Genomic DNA, 26,639 nt, shown 5'->3' with positions numbered 1-26,639 from the left:
TAATTCAAAGAAGCTTTCTGATCCTCAGTTTAAGTTATACACGGGCATCTATGGTCAACCTTCTATTTAATGGTTGAGCAATTAAAAATATATGTTGCTGTAAAGGTAGACCACCCAAGTTAAGTCTGGAGGATCAGGTTTTACTTTGTCTAAGCTATTGGCGAGAATTCATTTCACATTGCCACGAGTTATGGGATGTCAGAACCCACAACCTCAAGAATTGTACGTCACGTTGAAGACTATCTGATTCAGTCCAATCTTTTAAGCTACCGAAGAATTTAACCGAAGGCGGAGGTATAAACTGGAATGTGGTAATAGTAAATGCCACAGAAATTCAAATACAGTCACCAAAAAAATAGCAGAAAAGCTATAGCGGTAAGAAAAAGACACACACTTTTAAAGTACAGGCCATGATTCATTGCAGGACTCACCAAATTTTAAGTTTGTGTAGCAGTCATGGTGCAGTGCAAGATTTCGAGCTATTCAAACGCAATTTAAAGTAAATTCCTTTAGGGGCTATAAAGGCTATCAAGTGGTTTAAGTTTATTGCCCTTAAAAGCCAAAAGATGCGGTAAATTAGACTCTAAACTAAAAATTTATAATCAGGAAATCAACAAAAGAAAAAGAAGAATTGAGGATGTCTTTGGTCGCCCCGCATTGGTTTTAGGCTGTTTCAATTCTCCAGTCGTGTTCTGAAGAAGAACCCAGTCTTCCAAAGTGGTTCTAGATATTTTCAAAGTTTTATTACATATGTATGGTTTGTGATTGTTTTCTTCATAAATCTGCATAACTTTCTCACGTAAATCAACTGAATATATTTTAGGTATAATTTTGATGAAATGAATTTTTCATCATCGTATCCTAAAATAAGAGTCCTGCTATAGCTCCTTAATAGTATTCGACCATCTTTTGTATAAACAAAATTCTTATCCACGATTCCGATTATTGATATTTTCAAATAATAAAATAAATTATTCAAAATAGTTCTAAAGAACAATGAAAATAACTTTTTACATAAATACTATAAAAAATGGAATTTAACATTACACAGGTATGCAACGACTGTTATGGATGCTGAACTAGAACTATACAGAGATAACTTTAGACGTTTTTTAAGTGAGTATATTGAACCTTTCTATCCAGATTGGGAAAAAGAAGGGATCATGCCTCGTTCAATATGGAATGCTTTGGGTGAAAATGGTTTTCTTTGTATTGACCTTCCCCAAGAATATGGTGGTTATGGAGTGCCTATTGAATACTCACTTATGCTGGTAGAGGAATCAGCACGTGCAGGATATGGCGCTTTAGCAGCATCAATATCATGTCATTCTGAAATTGCAGCCCCTTATATTCTTCATATTGGCACTGAAGCGCAAAAAAAATATTGGCTCCCTAAAATGGTGTCAGGTGAAGTCGTCGCAGCAATTGGCATGACTGAACCGGGTGCAGGCTCTGATTTACAAGCGATTCGAACCAATGCTGTACTAGAACAAAGTACATATATTGTAAATGGATCTAAGACATTTATTTCGAATGGCCAACATGCTGATTTAGTGATTTTAGCAGTCAAAACCACTCCAAATATTGGTGCTAAAGGAATTTCTCTATTACTTGTTGATACAAAACTACTAGGCTTCAAAAAAGGTAGCAATCTAAAAAAAATTGGATTACATGCACAAGATACCTCAGAATTGTTCTTCGACAATTTACACGTTCCACAAGAGCAGTTACTTGGGCAGGAAGGTAAGGGCTTTTTTTATCTCATGAAAGAGTTACCTAGAGAGCGAACCGGTATTGCAGCTCAAGCACTTGGGTCCATCAAAGGGGCTATAGATGTCACAACACAGTATGTTCAAGAAAGATCTGCTTTTGGTCAGAAAGTTTCACAATTTCAAAATTCACGTTTCGTGCTGGCGCACGCTAAAATTAATGAATTGGCCGTATCAGCTTTTTACAAAGAAAATTTAGAACTATATAAAGCGCATCAACTTAGTGTTGAACGCGCAGCAGCTTTAAAATGCTTTAGTACAGATATGCAAATGAAAATTGCAGACAATCTACTACAATTATTTGGTGGATATGGATACATGCAAGAATATGTAATTTCAAGATTTTTTGTTGATGCCAGAGTTCAAAAAATTTATGGTGGAACAAATGAAATTATGAAAGAAATTGTTGCACGAGAATTACTGGGGCGCTAAACAATGCCCCTCTTCGTTTGAATTTTCGAGTTAATTTATTATTTGCATGCACTTAGGGTTTAACCAAATTAATAATGATTACTTTCATTGGATAATTTTTTAAAAATAAAGGTAATTAAGTTATAAATATTAGACTTCTTTCATAAGTCATTTTTTATTCAGCTCCATGTTGTAAATTCCAGCAATTAAATTGAATCTTAAGCCCAGTCTTTTTCCACGGTTACGATATCGCTCAGCAAGAATTTTGAAAGTTTTCAAACTACCAAATATATGCTCAATGCCAATTCTCCTTTTATTGATTTCTTGATTATACATTTTTAGCTCAGGATCCAGTTTGCAGCGCTTTTTTGCTTTTAATGGCAATAGGCTATTCGCATATACTGCATAAATCCCTTGATAGCCTTTATCTGCAAGAATGAAGGCACCTATAGGAATCTGATTCAAGTTACGTTTGAAGAGTTCAAAATCATGTACAGCACCACGACTCGTGCATAAACTTAGAATTTTCTGAGTCTTATAATGAATGATGGCTTGAACTTTGAAAGTATGTGCCTTCTTCTTCCCACTATAGCTTTTCTTCTGTTTTTTTAGGCCTTTGTATTGTAATTTCTGTGGCATCTACGATCACCACATTCCAATCAATGCCTTCGCCTTCTGGCAAATCCTTTGGTAAATTAAATAAATTCGACTTGATGAGGCAGTCCTCTACGTGGCGGACGATTCTTGAAGCTGTAGGCTCTGAAACACCATAACTTGTTGCGACATGGAACAATGTTCGGTATTCACGCCAATAACTTAAGCATAGAAGGATTTGATCTTCTATGCTCAATTTAGGTGGTCTGCCTTTGGCAGGAACATGCATATTAAGTTGCTCAACCATTAAATAAAAGGTTGACCATGAGATGCCTGTATATCGCTTGAACTGTGTTTCAGAAAGCTTTTTTGAATCGATGTATTTCATTCAAAGATTATGCATGATTATTGAAGAGGCTTTGGTATAGCTGCAATCTTATTTTGGGATACAATGATAAAAAATTAATTTGTTCAAGATCATGCCTAAAGTATATTCAGTGGATTTACGTGAAAAAGTCATGCAGTTTTATGAAGAAAATAATCACAAATCATATACATGTAAAACCTTTAAAATATCTAGAACCACTTTGGATGATTGGATTCTTCTTCAAAACACCACTGGAGAATTGAAACAGCCTAAAATCAATGCAGGTCGACCCACTAAAATCAAGGATATGGATGCTTTCAAACACTTTATTGAAACTACTGAATTTTCTCAAGTGAAAGATCTCATCCCTTTATTTGAACAAAAGTTTGGGTATCCAATCCTTTACTCAACCCTGTTAAAAGCCATTCATAGACTTGGTTGGACACGTAAAAAAAGAGTTTTCTCTATAAGCAAGCCGACAAAATAACAAGGGCTGTATTCAACTGGTTTCTTCCGCAATGGAAAGAGGAGTTTGGGGAAGATCAGATTCTTTATATTGATGAGTCTGGGATAAACACCACAGATACAGCGCAATATGGTTGGTCTAAACTAGGCAGTCGTTGCGCTGCTTTAAAATTGGGTGGTCATGGTAAAAGATTAAGTATCATCAGTGCTGTGAGGTCTAATTCAGCGTATCAGTTCCTTTACCCTTTGATTTTTCAAGGTTCATGCGATCGAGCAATGTTCACGGGATGGTTGAGATATCTACTTGAAAATTTAACCAAAGATAATCAAGATAAGACCAAAAGACATCTGCTGATTCTAGATAACGCTTCGATTCATAAGAACGGAGATATCAAAAAACTAGCCAAAGACTTTAACTGTAGAATCATGTACTTGCCTGCTTACAGTCCAGATTTAAATCCAATTGAAAAAGCATGGTCAGTGCTAAAATCCAAAGTTAAAAGTATCGCTGTCCGTTTTGACAAAAACATAGAAGAAGCGCTCGATTTAGGCTTGAAGGCAATGTAGCTTAAAATTTAAATCCAGCTATACAAATAATCGGCAAAAGATTGATTATTTTTTGATTTATGAAAGAGATCTATTCTATTATTTTTATTTATTGTTAAATTTAAGTTTAGTAGACCTCTTTCATAAGTCAAAAAATCTTCTTTTGGTTAATATTTACACCTTATATTTCTGAGCTATCGTGCATAATCTGCAGATTAAATATATCAACTCAAAAGCTTTCTGAAACACAGTTCAAGCTAAATATTCATAAAAATAAAGATAAAATAAGTTCTTAGCAACCCAATAAAAAAACTCCTTTCTATTAATTCTAATTTAATTTTAAATATTATTAAAATTAAAACAACCCGAATCATACTTAAGAAGTTGAGATAATCTATTCTGAGAAGTCTCTATGATTTTTAACATCAATAAGTCTATGAACTAATCTGATAACACTAAAATTTGATTCAAATAGATCATAAAATTACATATATTTTATAATTTTAAAGGAAAAATCCTTATCCGCGATTCGCGGTTAAAATAAGATCTAATATATAAACCAACAGCTCATTTAATACAATCATCAAAAAAAACTTTACTGTGATTTAATGTGAATTTAAAAAATTCTCTTTAGGCTTACTCCATCTCTTATTCCATTTTAAATTTATTTCGATTAAATCAATCTGAATAATGTGCTAGCCTATCATTTATAATCTTATTCGCTTCTGAAACAATACTTTCAATTAACTCTTTACAATTTGGAATATCATTTATCAAACCTTGAACCTGACCAGCCCAAATTAAGCCAGCATGTACGTCACCAGTTTCAAGAGCATTCTTACCAATTGCACCAGAAACCAGGTTTCTAATATCTTCAAAAATGCTGTCCTGTCTGCTTGAAATTTCTATCACTTGATCAGAAATTTTGTTTTTGGCTACACGCGCAGTGTTATTGAATTTTCTAAAAATCAAATTAGTTGATTTCGCATCATTCTCAACAATAAATTTTTTAATGTTCTCGTGTATTGGTGCCTCTAAAGTTGCACAAAACCTAGTACCCATATTGATCCCTTCAGCTCCTAATGCCAAAGCAGCAACAAGCCCCCTACCATCAGCAATGCCACCACTTGCAATCAACGGAATTTTAATTACGTTAGCGGCAGAGGGTATCAAAATTAAGCCAGGAATATCATCCTCACCGGGATGCCCTGAACATTCAAACCCACTAATAGATATAATATCTACACCCATTTTTTCTGCTGAAATAGCATGTCGTACAGATGTACATTTATGAATTACGATGATGTCATTCTGCTTGAAGTGGTTTACATGTTCCTGTGGTTTAGAGCCTGCGGTCTCCACAATTTTGATCCCCCCCTGAATAATGGCATCCCTATATTCAGCATATGGAGGTGGATTGATTGAAGGTAGAATCGTAAGATTCACTCCGAAAGGCTTATCTGTAAGTTCTTTACAGCGTTGAATTTCTTTGTATAAATTTTCAGGTGTTGACTGAGTTAATGCAGTTAAAATACCTAACCCTCCTGCATTAGAAACTGCACTAACAAGCTCAGCTTTCCCCACCCACATCATCCCCCCCTGAACAATAGGATATTCGGTGCCTAATAACTTGTTCACTCGCGTATTTAATTTCATTTTAACACTCAATTCAAAACTTACTTTTACTAATTATAAAACTCTAATTATTTAAAAATAAATCGATCAAAAGAACTATTAAATTATTCAAACTATGTTTCATTTATAAAGTAATTTATTTCAAAAATGAAACGCAAAATATTTTTTATCAATACACTTTCTATTCAAACCCAATAGTTCCAAGGATCCTAAATATTGGCATGAGTTTTGCCTTAAATAAAACCAGGTATTTTAATAAGATTACCTCATATATCTCATTAATGGATTAATTGTATTTTATATTAAGGATTAAAATGAAAACCAATAAAACAAATATAGCTTCAGCAGTATTATTAACCATGGTTTCAGTTAAATTATATGCAGCAGAAAATGGAAACTCAACCTATTCTGGAGGTTCATCAAATTTTGGTATCGCTGTATATCCGACTAAAGCTGGAAACTATCTACAGGAAAGTACAGTATTTTTATTTTCAGATTCATTTCATGATGCAGATGGTGATAAAGCAGACAATAACTTTGACCTAAAAGCACTGACACAATCATTCAGATTCATCACATCGTGGGACAAGAAGTTTCTTAATGCAGATGCAATGGCAACTGAAGTTATATTAAGTTATACAGGGGTTTTCAATTCTTACGATGTAAATGGACAAAAAGTGGATGCCGATCGTCATGGCGTCAGTGACATTTATATTCATCCTATAAGCCTACAATGGAATGTAGATGAAAACTGGAGTTGGGCTGGTTCGCTTGTATTTCGTATTCCTAGCGACTCAGACGTCTCTGGTCAAAAATTTGCCATTCAACCAAGCGTAGGCTTCAAGTACAAACATGATACTGGTGTAGAGTTTGCTGTTTTACCACGTGTTTCTTTAAGCTTCAAAAACTCAGAAACTAACTATCAAAATGGTACTGAGCTTTTTGTTGACTATAGCCTTACCACCAGAAATGGCCCTTTACAATGGGGGATCTCCGGATACTATGCAGGTCAACTGGAAAATGATGAAAAGAATGGTATAGAACTTCGAAACTCTAAAACAAGTGGTTTTGGTATTGGGCCAGGTTTTCGCTATAACCATGGGAAATTTTCATCACAATTCAACTGGATTCACGATGTATTTGCTGAAAACAAATCAAAAAATGACACTATGAGTTTTTCGATCATATTCGCATATTAAATGGCTGCTATGTAATAAAAAAGATTATGGCCAACACTTACAAGGAATGTCTCACAATCGGAGGTGGGTCAAATGGATGCTGAAATATCTATAAATGTTAATCATTTAATTGATAACGCCAAACTAAAACCTTTCCATTACACGGTTTTTTTTTGGTGTTATTTCATCGTTGTTGTAGACGGATATGATGTAATGATCAATGGTGTAGTTCTTCCTCTTTTAATGAAAGAGTGGAATTTAACGACCTCACAAATGGGTCTGTTAACCAGTATGACCATGATAGGAATGATGTTCGGCGCAATGATCATGGGTATCGTCGCAGATATCATTGGACGAAAAATTTCAATTATTATTTGTGTAATATTGTTCTGCTGTTTTACCTTCTTAGGAGGTTTCTCAAGCTCACCTGCAGAACTCGCTATCATACGTTTTATAGCTGGATTAGGGATTGGTGGTGTATTACCCAATTTAACAGCTTTAACCTCTGAATTCGCACCTAAAAATATCAAAACAACATTTGTTACTATTATGCTAAGTGGTAGTGCTGTTGGTTCTGTAATTGCTGTATTAGTTGGACAAATGGTAATTCCAGAGCATGGATGGAGAATGATGTTCTATTTAGCAGGTTTGCCACTACTACTGATTCCTTTTATGTTTAAGTTTATCCCAGAATCTTTAACATATTTAGTAAAAAATAATCAGACTGATCGATCAAAAACTATTATTCATAAAATTGACCAGAACTTATTTATTAATGATACAACTACACTTGTTTTAACTGAACAAAATGCTAAAAAAGCTTCATACAAAGAGCTTTTCATCAAGAACCGTACTCGCTCAACCCTTTTATTTGGTTGTGCGATGTTTATGGCACTTTTAATGCTTTATGCATTAGGAAGTTGGGTACCTAAGATTATGATTAATGCTGGCTACTCTATGAGTGCTGGTCTTAACTTCTTGCTTGTTGTTTGTATTGGTGCAGTTTTAGGCAACATTCTTGGTGGTGTTTTAGCTGACAAATTTGGTATTAAACCAATTATTGTGTCGATATTCCTAGTCGGTGCTATCTCTCTTTATTTACTTAGTTATAACCCTACTGATGTAATTATTTACCTATTACTCGGCTTTTCTGGTGCTTCTGCAAGTGCATCAGCCATGTTGCTATACAGTTACGTAGCTCAGTATTACCCACTTGATGCGCGTTCAACAGGAATTGGAGTTGCATCTGGTGTTGGACGTATAGGTGCAATAGTAGGCCCCATCATACTCGGACTCATTTTAGCAATGGAATTCTCTATTAAAATGAACTTTGTGATAATTGCAATTCCCGCGCTAATCGGTGCCATTACTGTAGCTTTGATTAAAACTTAGATCCTCAAATGAAGTGCAACAGAGATTAATTTATTGAAAGGAAGCAAGATGAAATAGCATTTTGCTTTCGACTGACCAAAGTCAAAGTTGCACTTTGAACTATAACCATCTTACTCAAAAAGTAAGAGTTTAGATTTATACATTATTGCGTGAAGATTTTTCTAAACAGCACACTGCTTTAAGGTTTCAACACGCATCCACCATGATTGGTTGGAAAGTCAATCGTAAGAGAAACATTTATGTTTTAAAAACAACATGGCTTTGTTGCACAAAGCTGTTCTTAAAGGCATCTTCATCAATATAATTTCTAAATGAATAAGCCAACACCTAAAATCTATCGGACAACCAATTGGTCTTCCTATAATCGAGCCTTAATCAACCGAGGAAATATCTCCATTTGGTTTGATCCTAACACTCAATGGTATGCTCAGCCAAAAGGTAAACAAGGTCGAAATCAAACATATTCCGATACAGCTATTCAATGCTGCTTAATGATCAAATCCTTATTTCGACTCTCTTTACGTATGGTCACAGGCTTTGTCCAAAGCCTCATTAAACTTTGTAGATTAGGCTGGACCGCACCAGATTACTCTACCCTCTGCAGAAGACAAAAGCACATTGATATTGCGGTTAGTTACCAAAAGAGCCGTGATGGACTGCATCTACTTATAGACTCCACTGGCTTAAAGTTTCTAGGTGAAGGTGAATGGAAACGTAAGAAACATCAGCCTGAATACCGTCGCCAATGGCGTAAACTTCATATCGGTATAAATGCTGAAACCCTGCAAATACGTGCTGTTCAGCTCACGACGAACAATGTGAGTGACTCTCAGGTTCTTGGCAACTTGCTTGCTCAAATTCCATTGGATGAGCAGATTGACTCTGTCTATACAGATGGGGCTTATGACACGAAACACTGCCGACAAGTCATTTCAGATCGACAAGCGCATGCTGTGATTCCGCCAAGAAAGAATGCAAAGCCTTGGAAAGACAAACAAGCGAGGTCTATAGAGCGGAATGAGTTATTGAAAACAGTCAAACGGCTAGGAAGAGCCCTTTGGAAAAAATGGTCCGGTTATCATCGTCGAAGTTTGGTAGAAACCAAGATGCATTGCATCAAATTATTGGGAGATAAATTAACGGCAAGGAGTTTCTCTAGTCAGGTGAATGAGATTCATGCACGTGTAGCAGTCTTGAATAAATTCACGGAATTAGGCCGCCCTCATACCCAAATTGTATCTTAAATTTGGATCCTTTGGGATAGCTCTGCCTCTCAAGCATTTGTGCAACAAAGCCGTTTATCATTAATATTGATGTTCTCATATTAAACTCCTCTGATGTCTCTGTAAACACGTCTATTTGGGCTGTTATATCTTAATTTTTCGCCGTTAATAACTTATATATCTTTATATATTTCAAAACTTTAATCTAATTCACAGCTACAGCTCTGATCTTCCATAACCTGACTCCAGAACAATTAGACTTCTTTTCTAAGACCGCATTCTTAGAAAAAGGCGCACCCTTTTTTTATTGTGGTTCTCGCCTATGCCATTGGTAACCAAACCATTTCCCAGCGTTTATTTGTAGTACAGGAATATCTAATCAAATCCAGCTTGATTAATGCGTTGGAAAACTATTCTCTTCCCTTTGATCGTCAGTTTGCATTGGAATTGAGTGAATGCTCGCACCTTTAAATGGTCTATATTGAGTGCTTTCGTTGCATTTCTATTGATTCGCTTTGAACTCACTCCACTAATACTCTCACTGCAACTATTTTTGAAATTCTTGCAACTATTGGTACGGGTGTGGCACTTGGTCTAATGAGCTTCCGATTCTTTGGTAAAAATACTGCGCTCGTTGTGGGTTGTAGTGCAATCATTCTACTAATGCCGAATATGATGGGTTCCTACGAGATCATTTAACCTTGCTGAGTTCACTAACTGCATACAGTGCAAGCGCAGTAGTCTGTACGGCACTCACCCTTTTAAACCGTAAAACCACTTTTAATTTCGATGACATTAATAAAAAAGGGATTGCATTACACGATCTACCTCAACAAGTAAAATAAGGAGCATATCATGACCCCAAACCTATTAACCCTCTATCTCATGTTATGGCCAACCCTTGCTATGGGCGTATTAACCATTCTATGTGTAAGTCTTTATCAAGATTATAAACTTGCGAAAGAAAATGGCGATGACTTGGTCTGACGGGCTGAGTGAATCCTAGTCCAATCAAAAAAAGAGCCTGAAGGCTCTTTTTTTGATTCATATTAAGCGTATTTCGATTAACCAAAACGTCCTGTAATATACGCTTCAGTCAATTGATGATCGGGCTGAGTGAAGACTTTTTCTGTTGAGTTGACTTCAATTAAATCACCCAAATGAAAGTAAGCGGTACGATCAGATACACGCGCAGCTTGCTGCATCGAATGCGTCACAATCGCAATAGTATATTGCGTTGATAACTCAGAGATCAATTCTTCAATTTTCGCTGTTGCAATCGGATCAAGCGCAGAACATGGCTCATCCATTAAGATCACTTCAGGGCTCACTGCAATGGTACGCGCAATACATAACCGTTGCTGCTGACCACCTGAAAGACCAGTACCTGGCTGGTTTAAACGGTCTTTGACTTCGTCCCACAAACCCGCTTTGCGCAGACTATTTTCAACAATTTCCTCTAAGTCATATTTATCGCGTGCAAGACCGTGTAGTTTAGGACCATAGGCAACATTGTCAAAAATTGATTTTGGAAAGGGATTCGGTTTTTGGAACACCATGCCCACTTGTGCACGTAGTAACACGACATCCAAGTTGGGATCATAAATGTCTTGATTATCGAGTAAAACCTTACCCGTGACACGACAAGAATCAATGGTATCATTCATACGGTTTAAAGTACGTAGGAAAGTCGATTTACCACAGCCAGATGGACCAATAAATGCGATCACTTCATTTTCATAAATATTTAAATCAATACCTTTAATCGCTTCAGCTTCTCCATAATATACATGGACATCGGAAGTGCTGAGTTTGACTTGATCAGACTTGGCATCTTTCTTATTTGAAGACTGGGTATCGAACTGAGAAACAAATGAAGTTGTTGGTTGTTTCTGATTTGCACCAGTTACTGAAGATGGTGTAGGTTCTGAATTCACTGATTTATCCTGTTCTAAGGGATTAGTTTTTGTCGTCGTAAAAGTATTCATATCATGCCCTCAATTACCAACGTACTTCAAATTTCTTACGTACCCAAATTGCAACGCTATTTAGGCCGACCATTAAAGCGAGTAAAACGATAATTGCTGCAGCAGTACGCCCTTCAAAGAAGTTACGTAATTCATTACCTTGCCATAAATAAACTTGAACAGGTAAAGCGGTTGCTTGATCTATAGGTGAAACTGGAATATTGGCAACAAATGCACTCATACCAATTAATAATAGTGGCGCTGTTTCACCTAACGCATGTGCGATACCAATGATCGCACCTGTCATGATTCCTGGTAAAGCTAATGGCAATACATGGTGAAATACGGTTTGGATTTTTGATGCGCCAATACCCAAAGCCGCTTGACGTATAGAGGGTGGAACTGCTTTCAATGTCGCACGTGTCGTAATAATCACAGTGGGTAAAGTCATTAAACTTAAGACTAAACCACCTACTAACGGTGCAGAAATAGGTAGATGCATCCAACCAATAAAGATTGCCGCACCTAATAAACCAAACACAATCGATGGAACAGCAGCTAAATTATTGATATTTACTTCAATAATATCAGTAATGAAGTTTTTAGGCGCAAATTCTTCCAAATAAATCGCACTTGCTACACCTAAAGGTATCGATATAAAAATAACAATGAGCATCATGAATAAAGAACCCATGAATGCACCTGCCAAACCCGCAGTTGCAGGCGAACTACGCGAATCTGGATTGGTAAATAATTGCGTATTGAAAGTACGTTCAATCACACCTTTCGCAGCAAGTTGATCTGACAATTTACGTATTTCTGGGCTTAACTGTTGCTGATCATTAGGTAAACTACGATCAATACTACCTGCTAACCAAACATCAATATTTGCATCGGCCAAGAAGTTTAATTCAATTTTTTTACCAATGAGTGCTGGATCTTTAAATACCATATCACGGACACGATAGGCTTCTGAGCTGGTATATAAACTGCTTAATTCATCACGGTGACTTGCTAGAGATGGATCTTTAGCAATCAAGCCATTTGCGATAATCGCGTCCCAATCCACCATACCCATTTTGGTTTGCCAATCAACATACCGTTCTTGATATTGTGCAGGAGATTCACCTACTTTTTGAGTTGGTCTAGGACCAACATCAATTAAAGCAGGATCAAAATATACAGGCACTGTCATACTGGCTTGCCAAAAAGCAGGTAAACCTTTATATAAAATACTGCCAAACAATAACGCCACGAAAGCTAAACCGATTATGACTGATGTAAAGCCAAATAGACGAAAAGTTTTTTCTTTACGATGACGCTTCGCCAAAGTGCTTGCGATTCGAGCTTTACGCTTTTCACGCAATTGAGCAGCGATGTGAGGATCAAATACATTTTGACCCTCTTGAGATGTATTTGATCTACTCATTCGTATTGCTCACGATATTTACGCACGATATAAAGTGCAATAATATTAAGACACAATGTAATGACAAACAGTGTCAAACCTAATGCAAATGCAACTAAAGCTTGTGGACTTGCGAAATCAGTATCACCTGTTAACTGCTTAACAATTGTGACGGTCACCGTAGAGACTGCTTCAAATGGATTCACATGCAACAAAGGGCTATTTCCTGCTGCAAGAACTACGATCATGGTTTCACCTACTGCACGAGAGACAGCAAGTAAGAATGCACCTGTAATCCCAGGCAAAGCCGCAGGTAATACAACCTGACGAATTGTTTCAGATTTTGTTGCACCTAAACCCAATGAACCATCACGCAATGACCGTGGCACTTGGGTGATAATGTCATCTGATAATGAAGAAACGAAGGGAATGATCATAATCCCCATCGCAAAACCTGCGGTTAATGCACTCGTTGCATTAATTTCAAGCCCAATAGATTCACCCATCATTTTAAGAAACGGCCCAATGACCATTAGTGCGAATACACCATAAACGATGGTAGGAATACCCGCTAAAACTTCAATGGCTGGTTTTGCCCAAGAGCGAAAACTGGGTGATGCATATTCTGCTAAATAAATCGCAATCATTAAACCCAATGGCACGGCAACCAAAAGTGCAATACCGCTCACCATCAGCGTACCCCAAAGTAATGGTAATAAACCATAACTTCCTTCTGCACTTCCCGAGGTACTAAAGCCTGGATCCCACACAGTACCAAAGAAGAAATCAACTGGACTGACAAATTTGAAAAAGTTTACCGCTTCACTAAACATCGACAGCACAATGCCGATTGTAGTCAAGATGGCAACACCTGAACAAAGAATTAATGCGACATTTATGGTACGTTCAACATGATTACGAGCGCGATATTTTTGATTAACTTTTTTCTTCGCCCAAATCAAACCTAATATTGCAACACAAATCACCACTGCAAATTTTGCTAACGAACCCATTCTTTCAAATTTTGCTAATTGTTCTGCTGCTGCAACTTCATAGGCAGCTGGAGTATCTGTAACCCCAAAACCAGAAGCAATAGCTTGCACACGATCAATCAATACGTCTATTCCAGCTTCATCCAAAGTAGATGCAATATTTGCTGGAACATTTTGTAAAATATAGTGTTGCAGAACACTTGGTTCAACAAAATTCCAAATCAGTAAAATCAAAAAAGCAGGGATACCACACCACAACGCAACCAAAGCACCATAGTAGCCTGGTCGTGAATGGAGTATAGCTGAGTTGTTCCCCTTACCTGCTAGGCTGCGGCTTTTACGTAGCCCAATTTGATATGCGATAGCCATTAAAGCTAATAACACGCCAATAAGTAGCAGATTCATGTATTCTCCACCGTTTTTCCCATTCTAATTATTCGAAAAAACTCTGCTTAGCCAAAAAGGCTGATAATAGTCTCCCACCATCAGCCTTAATATTTCTACTCTAGACTTTATTTACCAGCCTTAAATGCTGCAAGTACTTTTGCACGTTCAGCATCAGACATTGAAATCAAACCAGCTCTATCAAGCTTAGAACCTTTTCCTGAAACTTTTTTATTCAAGAAATATTCAGTGAACTGTGAAAGACCTTTGATTGATTTTAAGTGTTCGCCTTTCACATAGAAGAACAAAGGACGTGAAACTGGATAAGTTCCGTTGAGTACTGTTTGCTCAGAAGGAATAACGTTATTTACTGTCGCCACACGTAGTTTGTCACGGTTTTGATCATAGAAACCTAGACCAAATACACCGACTGCACTTGGAGAAGTTTTTAAACGTGCAAGCGTTTCAGTGTAGTCACCCGCAATTTCAATCACTTTGCCATCTTTACGGAAAGTAGAACATGCTTTTTTCTGAGCATCTTTATCTAACTTTTTGTAATAATCGTAAGATTCACAACCTGCTTCAATCATTTTTTCTTGGAATACTTCACGTGTTCCGTGGTTTGATGCCGGAATGACCAATGTAATCGGTTCATTTGGAAGTGATTTATCAATTTGATTCCAACGTGTATATGGGTTAGCAACCAATTTACCATTCGATGGTAATTCTGCCGATAACGCAGCAAAGACATGCTGAGGTTTTAATTTATAAGCTGCTTTGGTTGAGTTTGAAGCAAATACGATGCCGTCATAACCAATTTTAATTTCTTGAATTTTATTGACGCCTGCTTTTTTACACGCTGCAATTTCAGTATCTTTAATTTTGCGTGAAGCATTTGCAATATCAATGGTATTATCGCCTACACCTGAACAGAATTGTTTTAAACCCGCAGAACTACCACCAGAACCAACAACAGGTGCTTTGAATTGAGGGAAAGTATTACCAAATTCTTCAGCCACAATACTGGCATAAGGCAGTACCGTAGAAGAACCAGCGATTTGAATGGTGTCACGAGCTGCATGTGCAGTGCTCGTAACTGCTACCCCAGAAAGTGCTAACGCAATTGCAATGTTAGTAAAGCGCATTTTATTTTCTCTCAATTTATTCAAATTTGAAGTACGCCACTTTTAATTCAGTTGAGTACTTATTTCGATCTATGCATTTTGAGTTTAAAATATGACAACAAGGTTACAGCTAGATGACGATTTAATGATATTCAATGTAACATTCAGTATTTAGATGACAATTATAAAATGTCCACTAGCATAACTATGCTCTTCAAATTTCAGATAAATTATTGAAAATGTGAATCTTTAATCGCTCAATGCTGGCATATTTAGACATATACGCTGTGCTAACTCATGGCATTAGATAAAGCCTCAGGATTATTCTCTCTTTTCTAATAGAGCCGCGCAGTAATTAAGATTTCATCAAACATGATGTTGCTTTATAGTCGAATAAAGACCACATTCAATTCAGATTGCGTTGTCCACATAACCCTTAATGAGCATGATTGGCATATTTTGACCCAGCGTGGGTATCCGATTGCACCTGATTAAAACATCACTGAACAGCCTATTGCGACCCTATTTCTAAACATGTCTTTAGTGCTGTATAGAATAGGAGATGAATTGATTGTCGCGAAAGATGTTTGTCTACATTGCGGTGTACGTCTGAGCTTAAGTCAAAAGGATAAAAACTTAACCGTTTAGGATACCTATGATTTTAATTTGAAAATATTCCAAGAAGATCGTCTAATTGTAGAAAATCAAAAACCCGAATATTTGCCACTAGATTTGAGTATAGAGGTGCATTGCCCCGCGTATCACAGTCCAAATATGTATCGAAAATACTTGAGGAAGATGGGGTTTAGTCCAAAGTTTGTAGCCTAGATCAAACAATAGAGCTTGGTAAAAATAGTACTAAATTTACTATCCTGATAATTGACATGGATGTCTCTATTGCACTTCAGGATAGGACATCCATAGATGAAACACAGGATTTCGTTACTTTGATATCTCAAGATAACAATCCACCTACGCAAAAAAACATACTTCAATGATAATTCAGGCTATGCCATAAATTAAGCTTATTTTAATTTAGACATAAAAAAGGAGCTCAAATGAGCTCCTTTTTCTGCTTCAAGCCACGATTAATCGAGCGCTGTCACATAGCTACCATCCGCAATGGCATCTTTAATACGATCGGCTTCTGCAAGCACAAGTGCAAGCAAGTTCTTCACGTTATCTAAAGTTGCAACAGGACTTAAGGTCGTCATTTTCAAGGATTGATTTTGACCGACTTTGGTCACACCAATGTTCGCTTCACCACGAGCAAACAATTCGTCTGCCACGTTTTGGTTCAGTGTATCGAGTAATTCAACAGGATAACCTGCTGGAATCACGCGGAACAACACAGATGCAAACTGAGGATCAACCAACATCTCAAGTCCGTCAGTTGCCGTAATATAATCTGCAACGTCACGTGTTAGACCAACACCATGGTCGATCATTGAACCGTAAAGCTCTTCACCGAGTGATTCCACCGTCATCCAAAGTTTCAACGCATCAAAACGACGCGTGGTTTGAAGTGACTTCGACACAAGGTTGGGTACGCCATGCTCTTCATCATAAGCTGAGTTTAAATACTCCGCTTCATAATGCATGAAACGATAGTTCGCCTCATCTTTAAGTAAGAATGCACCACATGAAATGGTTTGGAAGTAATGCTTATGGAAATCAAGCGTGATCGAGTCAGATAACTCAATACCGTCGAGCATAGAACGGTAGTCATTCGAAAGAATCAGTGCACCACCCCATGCCGCGTCAATATGCATCCACGCGCCATATGTGTTGGTAATGTCACGAATTTCTTTCAATGGATCAATCGCGCCTGCATCGGTTGTGCCTGCAGTTGCCACCACACAAGCCACAATCTTACCTTCAGATTGAAGATGCGCCATAGTTTTTTCTAAAGCAACCACATCCATCTGAGCGTTATCGTTCACAGGAACAGTCACTACAGATTGGAAGCCCATGCCCATCATCGCCATGTTCTTTTGCACAGAGAAGTGTGCATTTTCAGAACAAATGACTTTGACATTCCGCATTGCATCCGCAGGTACGCCATCGCGCTGAACAGACCACGGCTTGCCGTTTTCATCTTTCCAGTGTTTAGCAATACATGCATCACGTGCAAGCAACACACCCATCAAATTCGATTGTGTACCACCAGAAGTGAACACACCAGCTTGACCTACGCCGTAGCCTACTTTTTGACGAAGCCAGTCAATCAACTGCACTTCCATTAATGAACCTGCAGGGCTTTGATCCCATGAGTCCATTGATTGGTTGGTGGCGTTAATCAATACTTCCGCAATTTGACTGGTGACCATGGTTGGGCAATGCAAATGCGCAAGTGAATGCGGATGATGTACTTTCAAGCTTTTATTGAGGAAAAGCTCCACCATACGATCAAGAGATTTCTGTACACCCATACCTTCTTTTGAAGGATTGAACGCAATTGCAGAGCGAAGATTTTTAATGCTACCGCCCGTATACATTTTGTCATTTTGCAACCATGCTGCTACAGCTTTTGTAGCCTCACCCATTGCTGACTGATAGTCAGCAATGGACGCAGCATCATTGCAGAGTAACGCTTTACGATGTTCTGCAAAATCAACCATAATTTACGCGCCTCGAGTTGCAACGAGTGCTTCAGCAAGTGCTTTCTTAAAGCGAGAAACTGCTTCAACACATTCATCATGCGTGATGATCAATGGGCAAAGTAAACGAATCACTGTACCGTTACGACCGCCTTTTTCTAACAACAATTTGTTGTCAAAACATGCCGCTTGAATGGCTGCTGCCAATTGACCATCACCAGGTAATGAACCCATGTGATCTGCCGCTTGACGCTCATCTACAATTTCAACACCAATCATCAAACCACGGCCACGCACGTTACCGATACATGGGAACTCTACCGCTAATTTTTTAAATTCAGCCTGTAAGAAATCACCACGCTCTTGTGCATTTTGAGCCAAGTTTTGTTCTTTAATGGTTTTGATCGTTGCAAGACCTGTACCCATAGCCAATTGGTTACCACGGAAAGTACCGGTGTGACCCGCTGGTTGCCAAGCATCAAACTTACGTTTAATACCCAGTACTGCAAGCGGTAAGCTACCACCCACAGCTTTAGACATCACAATTACATCCGGTTCAATCCCTGCATGTTCAAAGGCAAACATTTTACCTGAACGTGCAAAGCCTGCTTGAACTTCATCAAGAATCAACACGATGTTATGCTTTTCAGTCACTTCGCGAATTTTCTTTAACCATTTTGTTGGTGCTGTCACCACACCGCCTTCACCTTGAATTGCTTCAAGAATTACAGCTGCAGGTTTCGTCACACCACTTTCAACGTCTTCAATAAAGTTTTCAAAGAAATACGTTAATGCGTCAACGCCTGCTTCACCACCCAGACCTAATGGGCAACGGTATTCGTGCGGATATGGCATAAATTGAACGCCTGGCATTAAACCATTTACGGCATTCTTCGCAGACAAGTTACCTGTCATTGCTAAAGCGCCGTGTGTCATGCCGTGATAGCCACCTGAGAAGCTGATCACGGTATTACGACCTGTATATGTTTTTGCCAATTTAATTGCTGCTTCCGTGCCATCTGCACCAGATGGACCACAGAACTGTAGACAATACTCCGCCTTACCACCTGGTAATTGCTCAAGCAATGCTTCAGTAAATGCATCTTTTAAAGGGGTTGTTAAATCTAATGTGTGAAGTGGAAGACCACTTGCTAAAGTATCTTGGATACTTTGGATTACCGCAGGATGGTTATGGCCTAAAGCCAAAGTCCCTGCCCCAGCTAAACAATCGAGGTACGTTGTACCTTCAACATCAGTAACCCAGCAGCCTAAAGCTTTTGCTATTGCCAACGGTAATTTACGTGGATAGCTACGAACATTGGATTCCATCTGGCTTTGGCGAGTCAAATAGTATTCGTTAGTAGAATTAGGGGCAGGATTTACAGAAGAAACGCTCATATCGAATTACCATCTCTGATATGGGTTGATAGAAATAAGTCGGGTGACTTGCGGTCTGTTGACTCGGTGCTTTATAAATTCCAGTTAGACAGTTTTTTGTTTACGTTAACTAGGAGCGCGATCATACCTCGTTTTACAGAAAAATAAATAAGTTTTGGTACTTAAGGCACCTAATTTCATCGAAAAAAAACGTTTGGCTAACTGCTGTACAGTATCATCATCTTACAATGTGACATGCAAAAGAAACCCCTCATTTTATTCCAATTACTTTTTTTTATTGATGCGACCCTAACACTGAAACAAAAAACAACACCAAAGTATTGATTTAAAATAATTATCATATAAAAACTTAATTTAATTTTGATGGAAAATTTTACAAATGCACCACAAATTTTGCATCAAAAAACCAACAATAAAACCTAAGCTTAATTCAATAGAAATAATTCACTTCTCACAAAAAATGGAAATCAAATGCGCTATTTAAGCCTTGCTACCCTCATGATCTCTGCCGCTGTCAGCAGCAACCTCTTTGCGCAGTCAAATGACGCACTTAATTATAATGTGGTGAACATTCAGGCGGAAGCGATGCGTCAGGTGTCAAATGATGAAATGCATGCCGTTTTATTTATTGAAAAAAGCAACAAACAACCGGCTGAGCTATCCAGTCAAATTACACAACTGATGAATCAAGCGATGCTATTGGCAAAAAAATATCCACAAGTAAAAGTAGAAACAGGTTCACAAACGACTTATCCAGTCTATGACAATGACAGTAATAAACTCAAAGAATGGCGTGGTCGCGCCGAAATTAATATTGAAAGTACTGACTTTAAGGCGGCAAGCCAACTGGTCAGCGAGCTGCAACAAAGTTTCCAGACGCAATCGATAAATTTTACTGTCTCAGATGCGCAGCGTAAAAAAGTGGAAAACGAGTTGATGGTTGAAGCCTCAAAAAACTTTCAACAACGTGCACAGCTATTAAGCCAAACATGGAATAAATCTGGATACAATCTGGTCAATTTAAATCTTAATACCAGTAACCATTACCCTCAACCCATCATGCGTGCCAGCATGGCAAAATTTGCAAGTGCTGAAGCAGCAGATGCACAAAGCGTAGCCGCGGGTGAATCTAAAATTACCGTTAATGCAAATGGTACAATTCAATTTAAATAAGCATGATTTACATGAAATTTAGATTTAGATATCATGTGAAAAATATAGCGAAATAGTTTTAATGACGCAGGTATCTCAAAAGATATATGCGTCATTTTGATTTCGCCTTTAGGAATTTTTTATAGGCTTTTCCAGTGTCTTCATTCAGCTTTATCCGCTATGATCAGTTTTAAAGCTCTAAAATACAGCGATAAAAACTAAAAAATGATCCTAGAATCCCTTAACTTTTCTCTAATTTTTTTTGCCTTTTGTGCTGGACTGGTCGATGCTACGGTAGGCGGTGGTGGTTTAATTTTGGTGCCAGCACTGATGTATGCTTACCCAAATCTGAATATCGCCACTATTTTTGGCACCAATAAAGTCACTGCGCTTGCTAGTGCCTCTTCATCTGCTTTTGGCTTTATCAGACGTGTAAAAATCCCATGGAAATTGGTTTTACCCACCATGGTATCTGCATTTATTTTTGCCTATATTGGCGCTATTTCTGTGGCATATATTCCCAAAACTTTCATGCAATATGCAGTCTTCATATTACTGATTGTCATGGCGATTTATACCTTTGTAAAAAAGGATTTGGGGAAAGTTCATACACTCCTGCATGTAGGTGCAAAAGAAATCTGTATGGGCATGCTGTTTGGTGCACTCATTGGTTTTTATGACGGTGTATTCGGACCTGGCTCAGGCAGTTTCTTTTTATTTTTGTTTATTAAAGTCTTTGCCTTCGATTTTATTCATGCTGTGGCCTCTGCAAAACTTCTCAACATCGCCACCTTTAGTGCAGCGCTGATATTTTTTATTCCCGCAGGTCATGTACTGTGGGCCGTGAGCTTTTATATGGTTATTTCCGCCATGATCGGTGCATTGATCGGAACACAACTGGCCTTTAAATATGGCAGCGGCTTTATTCGAATCTTTTTCTTGGTGCTGCTCATCTTTCTCATTGCCCGCATGGGCTACCAATTGTTTGCCTGATAGAAATAAGAAGCGTATTTATTTAAAAAACCAGAATCAAAAAAATTAACGTAAAAAAAAGACACTTTATCAGTGGCTTTTTCATTTAAACGATCATTATTTCTTAAACGGAAATGCATATTTCACAATACGTTTAATCACACTACCGTACTGTTTGATTAGACTCGCATTGTTATAATTCAAGCCATATTTTTCACACACAGCTTTTACTTTTGGGCCCATTTGACGGTAACGGCGCGCCGGAATGTCTGGATACAAATGATGCTCAATTTGATGACTCAAATGACCGGTCAAAATATGGAATCCTTCAGAACCCGTTAAATTAGATGAACCACGAATTTGGCGCATATACCAATGTCCGCGACTTTCGTTTTCCAAAACTGATTTCGGAAACACTTCAACGTCTTTGGTAAAGTGACCACAGAAAATAATACTAAAGGTCCAGATATTACGCAGACCATTGGCAACCAAGTTCCCTGTAAATACAGGCAACGCCGCAGGTCCTGCAATCAGTGGGAAAAAGATATAATCTTTGAACAGTTGTTTAGAAATTTTCTTCTGCATCGGCTGCCAGCGCGAATGAAACTCTTGCTTAGACATGCGACCTTTTAAATATTTACCAATTTCTAAGTTTTGAATCGCTACGCCCCACTGGAACAGCAAGCAAAACGGAATGCTATATAAAGGTTGTAATAAATAACCTTTTTTCCAACGTTGCTCTGGGAACAAACGAATGATGCCATAACCAATATCATCATCCATACCTTTGATATTGGTATAGGTATGATGCTTAAAGTTATGGGTCTGACGCCAATCTGAAGCAGTGCCGACAATGTCCCATTCATAGGTTGTGCCTTTGAATTTCGGATCATTCATCCAGTCATATTGACCATGCATCACGTTATGACCGAGTTCCATATTTTCCATGATTTTGGCAAAGCCTAATAGCCCTGTACCTAAAATCCAAGCTGGTGGAAACCACCCCGCGAATAAACAGGCACGACCTGCAATCGAACTATATCGAATTGCAGCATACACACGCTTGATATATTTTTCGTCTTTCTCACCAATATCATCAAGTACGTCTTGTTTAATGGCATCTAATTCACGTGCAAGCTCATCTAACTCATAGTGGCTTAATTCACGATTTTTAGGATTCTTAAAATATTGTAACTTTACTGGCATATTCATAGAAATACTCGCTTAAAGATCAATGACTAAATCAGTCTGAGCTGAATTGACGCAAATTTTTAATAGACCACCTGGTTCTGTATGTTCAGCGCCATTGACTAAATTCTTGGTTGAACCTTGTGCTTTGACACACGCACATTTATTGCACACCCCCATACGACAGCCGTGAGTGGGTTTAATATTTTGTTGTTCAAGTCCAAGTAAAATCGATTGTCCTTTTGGAATCGATACACTTTGATTCAACTTAGACAAAGTTACCGTAATAAAGCCCGTTTCATTGTTGATCACTGGGGTCAGGCTAAAGGCTTCACTTTTGAATACTTTGGCTTGAGCAAACATCTGTTCAGCTACAGCCACAAAACCAGATGGACCACAGCTATATACGGTCGTTGTATTCAAGTTTTCAATACATTGCACATGTTCAGGGTTTAGACGTGCATCCATCTCCTGTTCTTGCGTATAAAAAATATGTAGCTTGAAATTTGGATACTGGATTGCCCACTGTTCAAGTTCAGTTTTAAATGCAGCATCACTGTGTTTTTTAACCCAATACATCAATTGAACAGGCTTATTTTCAATTTGCTTCGTTTTTACCAATGTCTTAAGCAAACTGTACATTGGGGTAATCCCGCTACCCGCTGCCAATAACACCAAGGGCGCATGATTCTTGTCAATCAACATATCGCCATAAGGCAAGCCAAACTCGATCACATCTCCAATTTTAGAGAGCTCGCATAACCATGTGCTCGCCATACCCTTATGCACTTTTTTTGCAGTAAGCAGCACATGTGCATCATCAAGTTGCGTCAAGCTATAGGTACGCTCATAGCGACGACCATTACGTGTCACGATGACAGGATGATGTTGCCCTGCTTGACCCATATTGAATTTTTTATTGATTTGAATTTTGAGACTAACCGTTTCTGAAGCTGTTTCGCTTTTTTCAACAATACGACCGAGTGACTCATTGACCGACCAGATTGGATTAATTTTTTTTAGCCAAAAATTTGCAGCCTGTGCATCAAAGACAGATTCAACAATCGAACCGAAAACAGATTTTCGTTGCATAACAGCGTGCATATTTAGCTCACTACAGTGTGGTTTCTAATTATTATACACATGTATATATATTTGTATAGCTATTCATTTTGCATCTATTCATTTCACTTCCCCATTGTCGAGGCTATACTAGCCACATAATCTAATGTCTTCGATTTTATGACTGCCTTAAACATTGCGTTACCCCTAACTGCTTTAGAACGAGATTCCACATCTGCCTCAGACCATGGAACGATACGATCTGTCGGTCGTAAAGCCACGATTACCAAAGAAGAATTGTTCCAAGCTGCTTTAAATCTGATTGGGCCGCAAAAAAGTATTGCGTCTTTAAGTTTGCGCGAAGTTGCCCGTGAAGCAGGCATTGCACCAAATAGTTTCTATCGTCATTTTAAAGACATTGATGAACTGGCTATAGAGTTGATTGATCGCTCTGCAATTGTACTGCGTCAAATTTTGCATGAAGCACGCTTAAAAGCGTCGAGGCACTCAAGCATTGTACGTAGTTCAGTTGAAGTTTTTATTGAACAATTAGATGCAGATGAAGGCAATTTAAGTCTATTGTTACGCGAAGGCTATACCGGATCAGCCTCTTATAAAGAAGCGGTAGAAAAACAGCTCAATTATTTCCAACAGGAATTACAAGAAGATTTGGTGCGTTTAGAGCGACTGAATAGCAGTAAAATGCTACATCCTGAATTGGCTGCCAAAGCCATTACCCAGTTGGTGTTCAATATGGGTGCTAAAGTGATTAATTTACCGAGCGAAGAGCGTAAAGAAGTCGCGGAACAAACCATGATTATGATTCGGATGATTTTAGAAGGTGCGCGTCATTTGAAAGATTCTAAAACACCTTAACCAGCATTTATTCACGTCTATTTTTCTTTAGAGAATCATAAATAAGCCCTTTATTTTAGATTTACATAAAGGGCTTTCTTGCATTGTATTTTGAATCTTAAGTTTTGATGGTTCACTGTAGAAATTCAAATTACTCCCAAATGACTTCTTTGTTTTCTGCCACCCACTGTTCGATCCGTGGCTCATACTTAGATTCAATCTTATTGCGCTTAATTTTCATGGTTGGGGTGAGCATATCGTTATCCATGCTCCATAAATCTGTAATCACCACAATAAAACCAATTTTTTCATGTGACTCCAATTTTTCATTGATCTCATTTTTTAAAGCAAACAATGTGCTTTCAATCTCATCACGCTTGTTGTCTTGTTTGAGTTTATGACGAACTTCCTCAGCCAACATCACAAATGCAATGGGTTGCTTGTGACTTGCTCCGCCTACACAGACAGATTCAATCATTTGATGATTACCAATCTTTTGTTCAATCGGGACGGGCATTACATACTTACCTTTGGATGTTTTGAAGATATCTTTAACACGACCAGTAATTTTGAGTCTGCCTTGGGCATCTATTTCCCCCATATCCCCTGTGCGTAAGAACCAATCCGGTGTTAAATCCTCAGCGGTCTTCTCAGGATTTTTATAATAGCCGAGCATAGTACCTGGGCTTTTTACCAAAATTTCGCCATTTTTATCAATTTTACATTCAACTCGATTTTGCACATGACCTACAAAACCACTTTCATACTGTCCAAAACGGGTAATATGCGAATAGCCCGCATTTTCAGTCATGCCATAAACTTCAAGTAGCTCTAACCCTAGACCGCGATACCATTTAATAATATTGACAGGGAGCGGTGCAGAACCTGTTAGCGCATAACGAACATGATTTAAACCGAGCTTGGTCAACAGTTTATTTTTAATAAACTTACCTATCACAGGCAATTTGAATAAGACATTCTGAACACTTAGCGGAATTTTTTCATTGATGCCTAAATAGAATTTGGTCCATAGCCTTGGAACTGAGAAGAAAATGGTGGGTTTTGCCCGATTCAAATCATCAATAAAAGTATCGAGGGAATTGGTAAAATATACTGTAAAGCCACAAATGAGTGACGATGATTCAATGAAAATACGTTCAGCTGCATGCGCGAGGGGTAAATAGGACAACGCCCTTTCAGCTGGTGTCACACTAAAGGTATTTTTCAGCTCACTCGACGGCGCCAATAACGTGGTGAAACTTTGCATCACCCCTTTAGGTAAGCCCGTACTTCCTGATGTATAAATAATAGTGGCTAAATCATCCGCTTCTGGAAATATAACCGTTTCCAAAGGTTCAGTTTTAGCTACGATATCTTCCCATTTGGGTGCATCATAATCTGGCGAAAGCGGTAATCTCACGCATGGAAAATTTGCGGGAATAATCTTCTTGACGTCATTCCAGCTGTCACCCATTCCGTCTAATTTCCCAATAAACAGAAATTTACTCTCACTATGATCGAGTATATATTGCGTACCGTCAGCATTTAAAGTGGTGTAAAGTGGTACTGAAATGTGCCCTGACATCCAAATGGCTAAATCCGCCATAATCCAGTGCGCACTGTTCTTGCCTAAAATTGCAATCTGACTTTTCGCAGGCATATTTAATGATGTTAAATATGCCGCCATACGGCGCACCTGATTCGCAACGTCTTTCCATGTAAAACTGATCACCTCACCACTGGGCAAGGGTTGAACTAAGTAGACTTTGTTCGGCGTGATTTTTTCCCAATGCAATAAATAATGAATATGTGTGGGTAAAAATTCCTGCTGTTCCGACTGATTTAAATCTTCCATGTGCTTTAATTTCCTATCATCTCGATAAATTGGCGAAGTCCATTTTGTTTATTTATTATTCAATTTAAATTCTTAGCATAATATCGAGATAAATCAAGTACA

At 38.1% G+C, this 26,639-nt stretch carries 22 protein-coding genes and 1 pseudogene; 11 read left to right on the top strand and 12 right to left on the bottom strand.

Annotated elements, in window-relative coordinates:
- The first annotated feature begins 1,067 nt into the window (after nucleotides 1-1,067).
- The gene (locus tag AMD27_RS05635) at nucleotides 1,068-2,201 is read left to right on the top strand and encodes an acyl-CoA dehydrogenase family protein (RefSeq protein ID WP_067657485.1); all 1,134 of its coding nucleotides are present in this window, start codon (nucleotides 1,068-1,070) and stop codon (nucleotides 2,199-2,201) included.
- 147 nt (nucleotides 2,202-2,348) lie between these two features.
- Here AMD27_RS05635 and AMD27_RS05630 read toward each other — a convergent pair whose 3' ends face one another.
- Nucleotides 2,349-2,819: a transposase family protein gene (locus AMD27_RS05630; protein WP_067655823.1), complete on the bottom strand. Its 471-nt coding sequence runs from the start codon at nucleotides 2,817-2,819 to the stop codon at nucleotides 2,349-2,351.
- Nucleotides 2,767-3,162, bottom strand: a complete 396-nt coding sequence (locus tag AMD27_RS05625) for a transposase family protein (RefSeq protein ID WP_067655826.1) — start codon at nucleotides 3,160-3,162, stop codon at nucleotides 2,767-2,769. The genes AMD27_RS05630 and AMD27_RS05625 overlap by 53 nt, the downstream gene beginning before the upstream one ends.
- 91 nt (nucleotides 3,163-3,253) lie before the next feature.
- Between AMD27_RS05625 and AMD27_RS05620 the strand changes: the two genes are divergently transcribed.
- On the top strand, nucleotides 3,254-3,628 hold the full coding sequence (locus tag AMD27_RS05620; protein ID WP_067655598.1) for an IS630 transposase-related protein: 375 nt from the start codon (nucleotides 3,254-3,256) through the stop codon (nucleotides 3,626-3,628).
- Nucleotides 3,625-4,173 carry an IS630 family transposase gene (locus AMD27_RS18035; RefSeq protein WP_081405901.1) on the top strand — a complete coding sequence of 183 codons (549 nt, stop codon included), beginning with the start codon at nucleotides 3,625-3,627 and terminating at the stop codon, nucleotides 4,171-4,173. The genes AMD27_RS05620 and AMD27_RS18035 overlap by 4 nt, the downstream gene beginning before the upstream one ends.
- 657 nt (nucleotides 4,174-4,830) lie before the next feature.
- Here AMD27_RS18035 and AMD27_RS05610 read toward each other — a convergent pair.
- On the bottom strand, nucleotides 4,831-5,808 hold the full coding sequence (locus tag AMD27_RS05610; RefSeq protein ID WP_067657482.1) for an NAD(P)H-dependent flavin oxidoreductase: 978 nt from the start codon (nucleotides 5,806-5,808) through the stop codon (nucleotides 4,831-4,833).
- 293 nt (nucleotides 5,809-6,101) lie between these two features.
- Here AMD27_RS05610 and AMD27_RS05605 point away from each other — a divergent pair, with 293 nt between their 5' ends.
- From AMD27_RS05605 to AMD27_RS18900, 4 genes are all read left to right on the top strand, one after another.
- Complete coding sequence (locus AMD27_RS05605) at nucleotides 6,102-6,986, top strand: SphA family protein (RefSeq protein ID WP_067657479.1); 885 nt, start codon at nucleotides 6,102-6,104, stop codon at nucleotides 6,984-6,986.
- 72 nt (nucleotides 6,987-7,058) lie between these two features.
- Nucleotides 7,059-8,357 carry an MFS transporter gene (locus AMD27_RS05600; protein ID WP_067657476.1) on the top strand — a complete coding sequence of 433 codons (1,299 nt, stop codon included), beginning with the start codon at nucleotides 7,059-7,061 and terminating at the stop codon, nucleotides 8,355-8,357.
- Between the two features lie 311 nt (nucleotides 8,358-8,668).
- Nucleotides 8,669-9,601, top strand: a complete 933-nt coding sequence (locus AMD27_RS05595; protein ID WP_067657395.1) for an IS5 family transposase — start codon at nucleotides 8,669-8,671, stop codon at nucleotides 9,599-9,601.
- Between the two features lie 834 nt (nucleotides 9,602-10,435).
- A complete protein-coding gene (locus AMD27_RS18900) occupies nucleotides 10,436-10,567 on the top strand; it encodes a putative transporter small subunit (protein ID WP_212846459.1) in 132 nt (43 codons plus the stop codon).
- Between the two features lie 77 nt (nucleotides 10,568-10,644).
- Here the strand turns inward: AMD27_RS18900 and pstB are convergent, their stop codons facing one another.
- The 4 genes from pstB to AMD27_RS05575 all read right to left on the bottom strand — a co-directional run bounded on the left by pstB (nucleotide 10,645) and on the right by AMD27_RS05575 (nucleotide 15,476).
- Nucleotides 10,645-11,568, bottom strand: coding sequence for a phosphate ABC transporter ATP-binding protein PstB (pstB, locus tag AMD27_RS05590; RefSeq protein WP_067657473.1), 924 nt, complete (start codon nucleotides 11,566-11,568; stop codon nucleotides 10,645-10,647).
- 13 nt (nucleotides 11,569-11,581) lie between these two features.
- Nucleotides 11,582-12,976 (bottom strand): phosphate ABC transporter permease PstA, encoded by a 1,395-nt coding sequence (gene pstA, locus AMD27_RS05585; protein ID WP_067657470.1) that lies wholly within the window; start codon nucleotides 12,974-12,976, stop codon nucleotides 11,582-11,584.
- Nucleotides 12,973-14,352, bottom strand: a complete 1,380-nt coding sequence (gene pstC, locus AMD27_RS05580; RefSeq protein ID WP_067657467.1) for a phosphate ABC transporter permease subunit PstC — start codon at nucleotides 14,350-14,352, stop codon at nucleotides 12,973-12,975. Before pstC ends, pstA begins: the two co-directional genes overlap by 4 nt.
- A gap of 107 nt (nucleotides 14,353-14,459) precedes the next feature.
- Nucleotides 14,460-15,476: a substrate-binding domain-containing protein gene (locus tag AMD27_RS05575; RefSeq protein ID WP_067657465.1), complete on the bottom strand. Its 1,017-nt coding sequence runs from the start codon at nucleotides 15,474-15,476 to the stop codon at nucleotides 14,460-14,462.
- 627 nt (nucleotides 15,477-16,103) lie between these two features.
- On the opposite strand from AMD27_RS05575, the pseudogene AMD27_RS19370 reads away from it, so the two are divergent.
- Nucleotides 16,104-16,283: pseudogene (locus AMD27_RS19370) on the top strand (aromatic ring-hydroxylating dioxygenase subunit alpha); the annotation flags it as partial.
- A 260-nt stretch (nucleotides 16,284-16,543) separates the two neighbouring features.
- Here the strand turns inward: AMD27_RS19370 and AMD27_RS05570 are convergent.
- The gene (locus tag AMD27_RS05570) at nucleotides 16,544-18,076 is read right to left on the bottom strand and encodes a pyridoxal phosphate-dependent decarboxylase family protein (RefSeq protein ID WP_067657462.1); all 1,533 of its coding nucleotides are present in this window, start codon (nucleotides 18,074-18,076) and stop codon (nucleotides 16,544-16,546) included.
- A gap of 3 nt (nucleotides 18,077-18,079) precedes the next feature.
- Nucleotides 18,080-19,453, bottom strand: a complete 1,374-nt coding sequence (locus AMD27_RS05565; RefSeq protein WP_067657459.1) for a diaminobutyrate--2-oxoglutarate transaminase — start codon at nucleotides 19,451-19,453, stop codon at nucleotides 18,080-18,082.
- 471 nt (nucleotides 19,454-19,924) lie between these two features.
- Between AMD27_RS05565 and AMD27_RS05560 the strand changes: the two genes are divergently transcribed.
- Complete coding sequence (locus AMD27_RS05560) at nucleotides 19,925-20,626, top strand: SIMPL domain-containing protein (RefSeq protein ID WP_067657456.1); 702 nt, start codon at nucleotides 19,925-19,927, stop codon at nucleotides 20,624-20,626.
- Nucleotides 20,627-20,830: 204 nt separating this feature from the next.
- Complete coding sequence (locus tag AMD27_RS05555) at nucleotides 20,831-21,598, top strand: sulfite exporter TauE/SafE family protein (protein ID WP_067657453.1); 768 nt, start codon at nucleotides 20,831-20,833, stop codon at nucleotides 21,596-21,598.
- Between the two features lie 96 nt (nucleotides 21,599-21,694).
- Here the strand turns inward: AMD27_RS05555 and AMD27_RS05550 are convergent, their stop codons facing one another.
- Together AMD27_RS05550 and AMD27_RS05545 are read right to left on the bottom strand one after the other, a co-directional pair.
- Nucleotides 21,695-22,789, bottom strand: coding sequence for a fatty acid desaturase family protein (locus AMD27_RS05550; protein WP_067657450.1), 1,095 nt, complete (start codon nucleotides 22,787-22,789; stop codon nucleotides 21,695-21,697).
- A gap of 12 nt (nucleotides 22,790-22,801) precedes the next feature.
- Nucleotides 22,802-23,869 carry a flavin reductase family protein gene (locus AMD27_RS05545; RefSeq protein ID WP_067657447.1) on the bottom strand — a complete coding sequence of 356 codons (1,068 nt, stop codon included), beginning with the start codon at nucleotides 23,867-23,869 and terminating at the stop codon, nucleotides 22,802-22,804.
- Between the two features lie 138 nt (nucleotides 23,870-24,007).
- On the opposite strand from AMD27_RS05545, the gene fabR reads away from it, so the two are divergent.
- Nucleotides 24,008-24,703 carry an HTH-type transcriptional repressor FabR gene (fabR, locus tag AMD27_RS05540; protein ID WP_067657444.1) on the top strand — a complete coding sequence of 232 codons (696 nt, stop codon included), beginning with the start codon at nucleotides 24,008-24,010 and terminating at the stop codon, nucleotides 24,701-24,703.
- Nucleotides 24,704-24,833: 130 nt separating this feature from the next.
- Here fabR and AMD27_RS05535 read toward each other — a convergent pair whose 3' ends face one another.
- Complete coding sequence (locus AMD27_RS05535) at nucleotides 24,834-26,537, bottom strand: AMP-binding protein (protein WP_067657442.1); 1,704 nt, start codon at nucleotides 26,535-26,537, stop codon at nucleotides 24,834-24,836.
- Between the last annotated feature and the right edge of the window lie 102 nt (nucleotides 26,538-26,639).

This window comes from Acinetobacter sp. TGL-Y2, from assembly GCF_001612555.1.
Taxonomy (GTDB): Bacteria; Pseudomonadota; Gammaproteobacteria; order Pseudomonadales; family Moraxellaceae; genus Acinetobacter.
The sequence above is the reverse complement of the archived record's forward strand: the minus strand, read 5'-3'. Positions and strand labels throughout refer to the sequence as shown.

Bases quoted from the DNA above. Each gene is read 5' to 3' on its own strand.
- pstB (WP_067657473.1), bottom strand. From the start codon at position 11,568: ATGAATACTTTTACGACGACAAAAACTAATCCCTTAGAACAGGATAAA.
- AMD27_RS18900 (WP_212846459.1), top strand. From the start codon at position 10,436: ATGACCCCAAACCTATTAACCCTCTATCTCATGTTATGGCCAACCCTT.
- AMD27_RS05625 (WP_067655826.1), bottom strand. From the start codon at position 3,162: ATGAAATACATCGATTCAAAAAAGCTTTCTGAAACACAGTTCAAGCGA.
- AMD27_RS05620 (WP_067655598.1), top strand. From the start codon at position 3,254: ATGCCTAAAGTATATTCAGTGGATTTACGTGAAAAAGTCATGCAGTTT.
- AMD27_RS05560 (WP_067657456.1), top strand. From the start codon at position 19,925: ATGCGCTATTTAAGCCTTGCTACCCTCATGATCTCTGCCGCTGTCAGC.
- AMD27_RS05545 (WP_067657447.1), bottom strand. From the start codon at position 23,869: ATGCACGCTGTTATGCAACGAAAATCTGTTTTCGGTTCGATTGTTGAA.
- AMD27_RS05555 (WP_067657453.1), top strand. From the start codon at position 20,831: ATGATCCTAGAATCCCTTAACTTTTCTCTAATTTTTTTTGCCTTTTGT.
- AMD27_RS05565 (WP_067657459.1), bottom strand. From the start codon at position 19,453: ATGAGCGTTTCTTCTGTAAATCCTGCCCCTAATTCTACTAACGAATAC.
- pstC (WP_067657467.1), bottom strand. From the start codon at position 14,352: ATGAATCTGCTACTTATTGGCGTGTTATTAGCTTTAATGGCTATCGCA.
- AMD27_RS05595 (WP_067657395.1), top strand. From the start codon at position 8,669: ATGAATAAGCCAACACCTAAAATCTATCGGACAACCAATTGGTCTTCC.
- AMD27_RS05550 (WP_067657450.1), bottom strand. From the start codon at position 22,789: ATGAATATGCCAGTAAAGTTACAATATTTTAAGAATCCTAAAAATCGT.
- AMD27_RS05630 (WP_067655823.1), bottom strand. From the start codon at position 2,819: ATGCCACAGAAATTACAATACAAAGGCCTAAAAAAACAGAAGAAAAGC.
- pstA (WP_067657470.1), bottom strand. From the start codon at position 12,976: ATGAGTAGATCAAATACATCTCAAGAGGGTCAAAATGTATTTGATCCT.
- fabR (WP_067657444.1), top strand. From the start codon at position 24,008: ATGACTGCCTTAAACATTGCGTTACCCCTAACTGCTTTAGAACGAGAT.
- AMD27_RS05600 (WP_067657476.1), top strand. From the start codon at position 7,059: ATGGATGCTGAAATATCTATAAATGTTAATCATTTAATTGATAACGCC.
- AMD27_RS05535 (WP_067657442.1), bottom strand. From the start codon at position 26,537: ATGGAAGATTTAAATCAGTCGGAACAGCAGGAATTTTTACCCACACAT.
- AMD27_RS05570 (WP_067657462.1), bottom strand. From the start codon at position 18,076: ATGGTTGATTTTGCAGAACATCGTAAAGCGTTACTCTGCAATGATGCT.
- AMD27_RS05635 (WP_067657485.1), top strand. From the start codon at position 1,068: ATGGATGCTGAACTAGAACTATACAGAGATAACTTTAGACGTTTTTTA.
- AMD27_RS05605 (WP_067657479.1), top strand. From the start codon at position 6,102: ATGAAAACCAATAAAACAAATATAGCTTCAGCAGTATTATTAACCATG.
- AMD27_RS05610 (WP_067657482.1), bottom strand. From the start codon at position 5,808: ATGAAATTAAATACGCGAGTGAACAAGTTATTAGGCACCGAATATCCT.
- AMD27_RS05575 (WP_067657465.1), bottom strand. From the start codon at position 15,476: ATGCGCTTTACTAACATTGCAATTGCGTTAGCACTTTCTGGGGTAGCA.